This is a genomic window from Xenorhabdus japonica, assembly GCF_900115195.1.
Classification (GTDB): domain Bacteria; phylum Pseudomonadota; class Gammaproteobacteria; order Enterobacterales; family Enterobacteriaceae; genus Xenorhabdus; species Xenorhabdus japonica.
Genome location: NZ_FOVO01000061.1, coordinates 1 through 9,561, shown reverse-complemented (window position 1 = coordinate 9,561; position 9,561 = coordinate 1). Strand labels below are relative to the sequence as shown.

General features: G+C 39.1%; 7 protein-coding genes. 3 read left to right on the top strand and 4 right to left on the bottom strand.

What is annotated here, in order from left to right; all coding sequences use genetic code 11:
* Window positions 1-242: 242 nt before the first annotated feature.
* Both BM135_RS15820 and lldD read left to right on the top strand, forming a co-directional pair.
* Window positions 243-1,817, top strand: coding sequence for an L-lactate permease (locus tag BM135_RS15820; RefSeq protein WP_092521408.1), 1,575 nt, complete (start codon window positions 243-245; stop codon window positions 1,815-1,817).
* Window positions 1,818-1,856: 39 nt separating this feature from the next.
* The gene (lldD, locus tag BM135_RS15815) at window positions 1,857-2,999 is read left to right on the top strand and encodes an FMN-dependent L-lactate dehydrogenase LldD (RefSeq protein ID WP_092521407.1); all 1,143 of its coding nucleotides are present in this window, start codon (window positions 1,857-1,859) and stop codon (window positions 2,997-2,999) included.
* Window positions 3,000-3,156: 157 nt separating this feature from the next.
* Here lldD and BM135_RS15810 read toward each other — a convergent pair whose 3' ends face one another.
* Complete coding sequence (locus BM135_RS15810) at window positions 3,157-3,945, bottom strand: PhzF family phenazine biosynthesis protein (protein WP_092521406.1); 789 nt, start codon at window positions 3,943-3,945, stop codon at window positions 3,157-3,159.
* 173 nt (window positions 3,946-4,118) lie between these two features.
* On the opposite strand from BM135_RS15810, the gene BM135_RS15805 reads away from it, so the two are divergent.
* The gene (locus BM135_RS15805) at window positions 4,119-4,562 is read left to right on the top strand and encodes a hypothetical protein (RefSeq protein WP_092521405.1); all 444 of its coding nucleotides are present in this window, start codon (window positions 4,119-4,121) and stop codon (window positions 4,560-4,562) included.
* Window positions 4,563-4,959: 397 nt separating this feature from the next.
* Here BM135_RS15805 and BM135_RS15800 read toward each other — a convergent pair whose 3' ends face one another.
* From BM135_RS15800 to BM135_RS15790, 3 genes are all read right to left on the bottom strand, one after another.
* Complete coding sequence (locus BM135_RS15800; protein WP_092521398.1) at window positions 4,960-6,495, bottom strand: peptide MFS transporter; 1,536 nt, start codon at window positions 6,493-6,495, stop codon at window positions 4,960-4,962.
* Between the two features lie 644 nt (window positions 6,496-7,139).
* Window positions 7,140-8,081 carry a Kdo(2)-lipid IV(A) acyltransferase gene (locus tag BM135_RS15795; RefSeq protein WP_092521396.1) on the bottom strand — a complete coding sequence of 314 codons (942 nt, stop codon included), beginning with the start codon at window positions 8,079-8,081 and terminating at the stop codon, window positions 7,140-7,142.
* Between the two features lie 400 nt (window positions 8,082-8,481).
* Window positions 8,482-9,141, bottom strand: coding sequence for a hypothetical protein (locus tag BM135_RS15790; protein WP_092521394.1), 660 nt, complete (start codon window positions 9,139-9,141; stop codon window positions 8,482-8,484).
* Between the last annotated feature and the right edge of the window lie 420 nt (window positions 9,142-9,561).

The following is a 9,561-nucleotide window of genomic DNA, read 5'->3' as shown; positions in this document are numbered from 1 at the left end:
TATAGGCCATAGCGCATTTTCCTTTGGCGAGAAAGATGCCTACTATAGCAACTGACCACCTTTTTCAGAAATTGCACCTATCATGCGAATCCAAGATGTATAAAAATAAAATTATTTTTTGTGGCTCACATGTCTAATTAATGTGATCTATATATTCTTTTAACCAAAATACATTTTTTATCTCTTTGATTTTTATTGGCTTAACTATTTTTAAGTTTAGAGAAATAATTATTGAGGATTCTATGCCCTTGTTTTTCAGCATCTCTCCGATTGTCCTGTTGATTTGGATGATGACCAAACGTAATGGTATTTCATCCTTTATTGCTTTGCCGTTGACAGCCATAATTATTTATTTAATACAATTATTTTGGTTTGGTACTCAACCTATATTATTACATGCCAATATTATTACAACTCTGATTTCCGTTTTTACTCCTATCACGATTATTTTAGGCGCAATTTTACTGAATAAATTGATGCAAATCAGCGGAGCTGAAGATGTTGTGCGCAATTGGTTAGAAAATATCAGCCCTAACCCTGTGGCTCAATTAATGATTATTGGCTGGGCTTTTGCATTTATGATTGAAGGTGCCAGTGGTTTCGGTACGCCAGCAGCGATTGTAGCTCCCATATTGGTTGGGTTGGGATTTAATCCCTTGCGGGTCGCTTTATTGGCTTTGGTGATGAACTCAGTTCCCGTTTCTTTCGGAGCGGTAGGGACGCCGACTTGGTTTGGTTTTGCCAATCTCGGATTACCGGATGACCATTTATTGGAAATCGGGAAATTGACGGCATTGATCCACTTTGTTGCTGGTTTTGTTATTCCTCTATTGGCCCTGCGTTTTATTGTGTCGTGGCAGGAAATCCGCCAAAACATCCTATTTATCATCTTGAGTATATTAGGTTGTACGGCTCCTTACCTATTATTAGCTCAGGTTAATTATGAATTTCCGGCATTAGTGGGCGGTGCTATTGGCTTGGCTTTCTCTATATTACTCGCTCGCATGGGGATTGGCATAAAACGTTACGAAAAAAGAAGAGAGTTTGTGCCTTTCAACAAGATTATCAAAGCCATGATGCCTACCTTGTTATTGATTGGGGTACTGATTATTACCCGTATTCATCAACTAGGTATCAAGGCATTGCTGAATAATGCTGAGGTCAATTGGCAATTTAACTTAGGATGGTTGGGTGATCTGAGCGTTAGTAAGTCCTTAGTGTTAATTTTGCAGCAAGTATTGGGAACATCAGCGTCTGCTAGCTACAAGATGTTATATGTACCAGCAATTATTCCATTTTTGTTGGTGGTATTGGTGTGCATTCCATTGTTTCAACTGAACCGCCATCAAGTGAAACAAATGTTCTGTGAAACAGGTTCTCGTATTTTCAAGCCATTTATTGCGTTATTTGGTGCGTTAGTGATGGTGAATATGATGATGTTAGGGAACGGAAATGCACCGGTGATAATTATTGGAAAGGTATTGGCCGCAATTACAGGGGAAAGTTGGCTGTTGTTCTCTTCATTCTTAGGGACATTGGGGGCATTTTTCTCAGGCTCTAATACTGTTTCCAATCTGACATTTGGAGGGATACAGCATTCTATAGCGTTGAGCAATGGAATGAATGTTAATTTGATGCTGGCACTGCAATCTGTTGGTGGGGCGATGGGCAACATGGTTTGTTTGAATAACATTATTGCCGTTTGCTCTATTTTGGGGATTACCAACGCGGAAGGGCAGATTATGAAGAAGACAATTTTACCCATGCTGGTCTATGGGGGAATTGCGGCTGTTATGGCCTTGATTCTGGCATCTTGAAAAATGTGCGAATAACTTTTCAACATTAAGGTACATATTATGATTATTTCCGCTCCAACTGATTACCGGGTTGCAGCACAAGCCAAGTTACCGCCTTTTCTGTTCCACTATATTGATGGCGGAGCCTACGCAGAGCATACCCTTAAACGTAATACCGCAGATTTATCCAATATTGAATTACGTCAGCGTGTGTTAAAGGATATGTCCGAATTAAGTCTGGAAACTAGCTTATTCGGAGAAAAAATGTCAATGCCAGTGGCACTTGCTCCCGTAGGATTAACGGGAATGTATGCACGCCGTGGTGAAGTACAAGCTGCACGTGCCGCAGCCAAAAAGGGGATTCCATTTACTCTGTCGACTGTATCAGTATGCCCGATTGAAGAAGTCGCTCCTGCCATAGATCGTCCGATATGGTTTCAACTTTATGTACTGAAAGATCGTGGTTTTATGTGTAATGTACTAGAAAGAGCGCAGGCTGCGGGAGTCAAAAATCTGGTGTTTACCGCTGATATGCCGATTCCCGGAACACGTTATCGTGATGTTCATTCTGGGATGAGCGGCCCAAATGCGGCTATGTGTCGTATTTTGCAGTCAATGACTCATCCTCAATGGGCTTGGGATGTGGGATTGCGTGGTAAGCCACATGATCTTGGCAATATTTCTATATATCGCGGCAAACCGATCAAATTAGAAGATTATATTGGTTGGTTGAGCCGTAATTTTGATCCATCTATTTCATGGAAAGATTTGGAGTGGGTCCGTGATTTCTGGAAAGGGCCAATGATTATCAAAGGCATACTCGATCCAGAAGATGCTAAAGATGCTGTGCGTTTTGGGGCAGATGGTATTGTGGTTTCAAACCACGGTGGGCGTCAGCTTGACGGGGTTCTGTCAGCGGCACGAGCCTTACCTGCGATTGCGGATGCAGTCAAAAATGATATTACTATTCTTACTGATTCCGGCATCCGAACAGGGTTGGATGTGGTGAGAATGATTGCTTTGGGCGCTGATAGTGTTCTGTTAGGGCGTGCTTTTGTTTATGCGTTGGCAGCGGCAGGTGAAGCTGGCGTTTCCAATTTGCTGGATCTGATTGATAAAGAGATAAGGGTGGTGATGACCTTGACAGGGGCGAGATCAATCGCGGAAATTAATTCGGATTTGTTGGTTCGAAATCAAGATTAATGACGGATGGTTACCATTATCGGTCAGCAGAATTTATTCTTCTGACCATCTTTTATAAGCTCTCTAAAATACCAATAGGGAGGTATCCCTAGTCATTCTTGTTGATAGCTTTCATTTATTGTGATTTATCAATAATTTTTCTATTTAAAATAAATAGTTATATGTCTTCAATAAGTATTTCACCATGCGAAAAAAGCTTCGCTTTACCTGTCAGGTAAACACGATCTCCCTCTATTCGACATAATAGCTCACCACCTCGTTCGGATAATTGGCAAGCATGAAGCTCGGTTTTATTAAGGTGTTTTCCCCAGAAAGGCGCGAGAACACAATGGCTGGAACCTGTGACAGGATCTTCGTTGACACCTTTGGCAGGCGCAAAATAGCGTGAAACAAAATCAGAAGATGAATCACCAAGAGCCGTAATGGTAAGTCCTGGCAAAGACAGGGCAGCAATCTTAGTAAAATCAGGTTGAGTATTGATGATTTGTTCTGCGGAATCTAAAACACAAATATAACGATCATGTGAAGCGAACACGGCGGAAACATTTTGTCCCAGAGCATCTTGGATAACAGGGATTAGAGCATTTTCTTCATGACAATCGGCGGCAGGGAAATCTAATGTAAAAATACCATCTTGATGAGAAACTCGGAGTTCACCAGAGCGGCTTTTGAATGTGATTAATTGATCTTGGTGATTACGATGTGCTATGAGAACAAATGCAGTTGCTAATGTTGCATGCCCACATAAATCTACTTCGACTTTCGGTGTAAACCAACGTAGGTGGTTTTCTACCAAAAAAGCCGTCTCTGGAAGACCGATTTCAGCAGCAATGGAAATCAGCATTTCATCTGATGGCCATTTGTCCAGCAAAACAACAGCAGCGGGATTGCCAGAAAACGATTTTTCGGTAAAGGCATCAACATGGTAAATAGGGTATGAATGCATCAGAATCTCACTTATTTTTGTAATAAAAAACCGGATACAGAATGTTGAAACTACATTGATTTGTAAAGAGTTATCTTACTTGAACATAAAATGTACATAAATTAGAGTATTGACCTTAGGTGATAATGATTATTAAATAATAATTCTTTGTTATAGTTCCATTAAGGAAAGATATGAAAATCAAAGGATCTTATTGCCTATTTTTTATTTTGTCAGTGTGTTTTTCCCAAGCTCTGGCTTTGGATTTGAGCTACAAAAGTGATATACCAGCGGATAACAAACCTTCAGAAGAGTACCTGAACAAGAGAAACAAATTGAACCATGAAAATTGGAATACAGAGAAACTGGCTGAAGATAATGCCTTAGCTGAGAAGCGGGAAAATGAACGGAAAGAATACAATAATAGATTTGAACAGAAAAACAACTTAGAATTTTCTTATAATTGGAATGAGGGGCAGTTTAACGTTTCTCCTCATACGAAACAAAACCAAGTTATGGAGCACTTCAGAGAACAGAATCAACGTCGTTGCTATAGAGAAACAAGGCAGAAATTAGAGAAAGAGCAGGGGAATGGCTATTCCTATGCTGATATTGCAGATGCTTGTAGCTCTTATTAATAAAACTACTAACTCTTGATCTTATTTAATGAGCTACAAAGCAGCTTTTTGTAGCTCACTGTAACCAGAGGGTGCTCCTCAAGATGTATTCTTGTTTAAAACTGGCTAAGAAATAAATTAATGGCTAATAATATAAATATTAAACATGTAATTTTATTAATTGCAGTTTATATTGTGGTTTTATTGGATATCACATTGTTTAAAAAACCAGATAAATAGGATATTAGTGTAAATACAATGAAAGCAATAACAACAAATATTAATCCTACTTGGATTCGCCTCTCTCACAATAATTTTATATATTCGATATTTTATGCCAAAAGGAACAAACCGCTACTAAATATCCTCGATTTAAAAATGGAGATCTTAGTGACGGCTTAACCAAGGATTAGATTACTTAAGATTTTGTTTCTGCTTTATGCAAGCTGCTCGTCAAACGGCGAATAGGAATAATTAAAACAAGCAAAATAGCGGAGCAAATCACTAATGACAGAGATACGTTAGAGAATAGCTGAGGTAAGCTATCCAATTTATCTGCACGTACATTGCCACCAATCAGGCTCGCAGCCAGATTGCCTAATGCGCTGGCACAGAACCATAATCCCATGACTTGCCCACGCATACGCACAGGAGCTAATACTGTCATAGTTGCTAACCCGATTGGACTAAGACAAAGCTCACCAAGGGTTAGGAAGAGAACACTGAAAACGATCCATAGTGGTGAAACTGTACTACCGCTTTCCAGTACGTTCTGAGCAGCGAACATCATGATTGTAAAACCACCTGCAGCAAACAGCATACCAATGACAAATTTACCAATACTACTTGGATTCATATTGCGTTTTGCCAATGCAGGCCACAAACAGCTAAAGATTGGGGCCAGCAAGATGATATACAGCGGATTGATTGACTGGAACCAGACAGCAGGAATTTCATAACCCAGTACTACTCGGTCAGTATAGTCATTGGCAAATAAGTTAAATGATGTCGGTTTCTGTTCGAATGCTGACCAGAATAGAGCGGCTGAAACCAGCAGGATGAAACAGATGAGCAAGCGAACTTTCTCATTGCGGGTTAGTCCAGCAAACAGGAATAGATAGGCAAAATAGAGAATTACACTTGAAGAGATGACATAAACCAGCAGGTTAGCAACTTTGACCGGATTAAATGGAATGATTCCCATTGTCAATAGTGCAACAATTGTACAGGTAACTATTGAAATTACACTGATCCATTTGCCAACATTTTTGCGTTTTACCATTGGGCGATCCCAAGTGGAATCCAACCCTGCTTCTTTATCATAACTGTGCATCAGAGGAACAGTGTAGAAACGGAAAATCAGCAAAGCGACCAGCATACCTAATCCACCGACGCCAAAGCCCCAGTGCCAGCCATAATCTTTCACTAACCAGCCAGTGATTAGTGCAGCGATTAAAGATCCTATGTTGATGCCCATATAAAACAGGGAGAAACCACCATCACGGCGAGGATCGTCTTTTTTATACAGTGTTCCTACCATCACAGTGATACAGGTTTTGAACAGGCCAGTGCCGAGTGCAATAAGCAGCAATCCAATAAAGAACAGATTATTGCTCCAGATCGAGGAGAGAGCGATTGAAAGGTGTCCCAAAGCAATAATGATTGAACCGTACCAAACGGCAAGGCGTTGCCCTAGCCAGTTATCGGCCAGCCAGCCGCCAGGTAATGATGTCAGGTAAATACTGCCAGCAAAAATCCCGACAATTGCTGAGGCCTGTTCACGCGGTATTCCCATACCGCCTTCAAAGATTGCAGCAGACATGAATAAAATCAGAAGGGGACGAATGCCATAGAACGAAAATCGTTCCCACATTTCTGTCAGAAAAAGAGAGCTAAGAGGGTAAGGGTGTCCAAAAAAGGTTCTGCTATTTCCGTTGTTAGTTGAAGATTGCATTTAATAATTCTTCCTAAAAAACCATCTGTGTGATGGAGATGCTTTACAAGTTAAAATGAAAAGGCTGTTTTATAAGCATATTGTTGCTCTTGTTAACATGTTCTTATAAAACTGATTACTTAATTGTTGGTGTATTTTTAACATGTTCTTTGTGCTTTTAATCGGCACAAAGCACATTTTCTACTTTATATTCCATCTTTTAGAACAAAAGTTGATAAGAATCTCATTTTTAGAATTTAGTAGTTATTGCATGAGGGGAAATCTTGACTTAAATATTTTTCTATTTTCTATTTTCTATAATATTTTTTGTTAAAAATCTTATAAAACAAACAATTATTTTTTAATTGATTCTTATTGTGATCTTTTCGGGTGTTACGCATATAAATGTGTTCTTAAATGGTAAGAGATTACATAAAGGCCATAGATTTATCGTTGTATTCCTCAGAAATATTGTAGAAACGCAAACAAATCCAGAAAATTTTTGGATTAATAAAATGTTTCAAAAATGTAAAAAATAATGCTTATTAAAATTTTACAATAGCAAGGAAGAATCAATTAATTAATAATTTTGTAACATTAATTTGTGGGAAGGGGGAGAATAAGTATTGGCTGTTATTGAGAAAATAACAGCCAGATTGTGCTTATCAGTGAATATTATCGTTGTCACCATACAAAGATGGCATGCCTTCGGGTCGGGTTTTGAAACGGCGGTGCAACCACATATATTGGTCAGGTGCCTGCATAATCTCTTTTTCTATCACCTTATTCATGAATGTTGCAGCTTCTACTTCATTCTTTAGAGGAAAGTTTTCTACCGCAGGTTGAATAATCAACTCATAACCTTTTCCGTTAGGTAATCGTCGAGGAGTAAAAGGAATCAGCGCGGGCTTGGCCAAACGGATGAGAATTGAGGTTCCTGTCGTGGTTGCTGCATGCTCAACAGCGAATAATGAAGCAAATACGCTGTTACGTGGGCCGTAATCATGATCAGGGGCATACCAAACAATTTCACCATTTTTCAGGCATCGGATCATGCCCTTAACATCTTTTCTATCCAGCATGTACTTATTAGAACGGAGCCGCCCCCAAGTTTGTAGCCAATCCATGACCGGATTGTCATTTGGACGATAAACTCCAATACCTGGGTTCAGCATGCCAAAAATACGTGCTCCCAATTCCAATGTCAGAAAATGGATCCCAATGACGATAATCCCTTGACCTGTAGATTGCACTTTTTGGATATGTTCCCGTCCGGTGACTTTGAACCAACGTTTAATCCTCCAATCTGGCCAAAACCAGGCCATTCCGGTCTCAAACACGCCCATTCCAACAGATTCAAAATTTTTAACTAACCATTCATGCCGTTTCTCTGCTGGCATGTCAGGGAAACAAAGTGCCAAATTGCGCTCTGCAATTTTGGAGCGTTTTTTCAAAAAACGCTGTGATAGCCGACCAAGCCGGGTTCCCATCCAGTAAATTGCTGGATAAGGCAGTAAAACCAGTAAATAAAGTATGCCGATACCTAGCCAGGTCAGCCAGTAGCGGGGATGTAAAAGTGAACGACGAAAAGGAGGTGCTTGTATCATGTGTTTTCAGTATGTTTGTTATTTATCATCTTGAATCGGTACTGTGTTCATAATCCTTGCGTATTTATCCTTAATCGATGATCTATACGCTCCGGCCTCTGTACGTAGTTCGTATTCAATCAGTCTGTAATTATAGATGCCTGAATGAGATGGCTCTAAAAGTTATATCGGCGTATTGTGACACTTTTTAGTGGAATATCGAAATTTTGGGGCACTGAAGACTTAATTTGACGATAATTTATTCGAATGGTCCGCTGTTTGGCAAGATTTTACTGATTTTTAGCACATTGTAGTCAATATTATTAGGAGGATACCAGAGGCACATTATGCCAATTCCATTCATAAAAATATTGAATTACCGGCTGTTGCCAGACAATATGCAATCCTTTTGAATGATTTATTATTCAGGCACTACTTCCATTACAATCCCTCCCGTATCTAACACTGTCACGTTGGGTATTAGCTCTATAATTTCTCCTGTTTTTATATCTACTTTCGCCGCACGAGAATCTTTTAATATCCTTTCGAATGCACTTTTACCTTTGAACACTGTTTGTACTATAGAGTAAGGCCGTCGTTGATTGAGGACCAATCGGTAGGTTGTTTCAACATGTTGATAACTTGAAACATCAAACATATTACTTTTAATTGCTTTTTCTAACGGTCTGTAAGAATTATCCTCGCAGCTAAAGTTTGAAACAAAGTTATCCAGATTGATTAAGTCATGAGGCATATGTGGATCTTTTCTGAAATCATTGTCACACTCAAAAATTTCATCAAGTTTTAGCTTGCCCGGTTTTGTATAAAATTTTTGACTTAAGCAGTTGTAGAAAGAACCAGTAACAAGCCCATGCATTTTCTTGTAAGGAAAATGGATTTCATCTGTGGAAGCGGTTTTCTTGTCATAGCTGTTGGCAAAGCTGCAAGACAGGACGAAAATAGCTATTCCTATTGAAGTTTCTGACTTTAATATGCCCGATTTTTTCTCTCCGCAGTGTGAACATGCTTGTTCGTTCCTTGCAATTTCTCCCTTACACTTTTTACAATTTACTAACTTCATAGAAATCAATCCCTATCTAATCTAGTTTGGTTATCCATTTCAATCAAATTTATTGAATAAATATTACAAATGAGAATCTTTGGTCAAGGATGATACCGTATAGATGTGAAATCTATTTGATAATTTGATAGCTATAAGATAAGAAAATCCTTTCATCGCATGATGAACGCGGATTTTCAAAAACATAGCCAGAATGATTGTGTTTGTTAACTAATTGAATAAACATAGATAAATATTTCGGATGATAGTTTATGGTCAAAGTTGACCTATATAAATGAAGTCTACCTGATAGTTTTATCCAGTGCGCCGTAAAACCCCGGCCTTCAGAGGGTGTCGCAAAAGCTCATGTTATCCATTAAGATCGGCGCTCTTCCTTTAGGCGCCTGTCTTTTATGACCTTATTCACTCGAAAATTGGAAC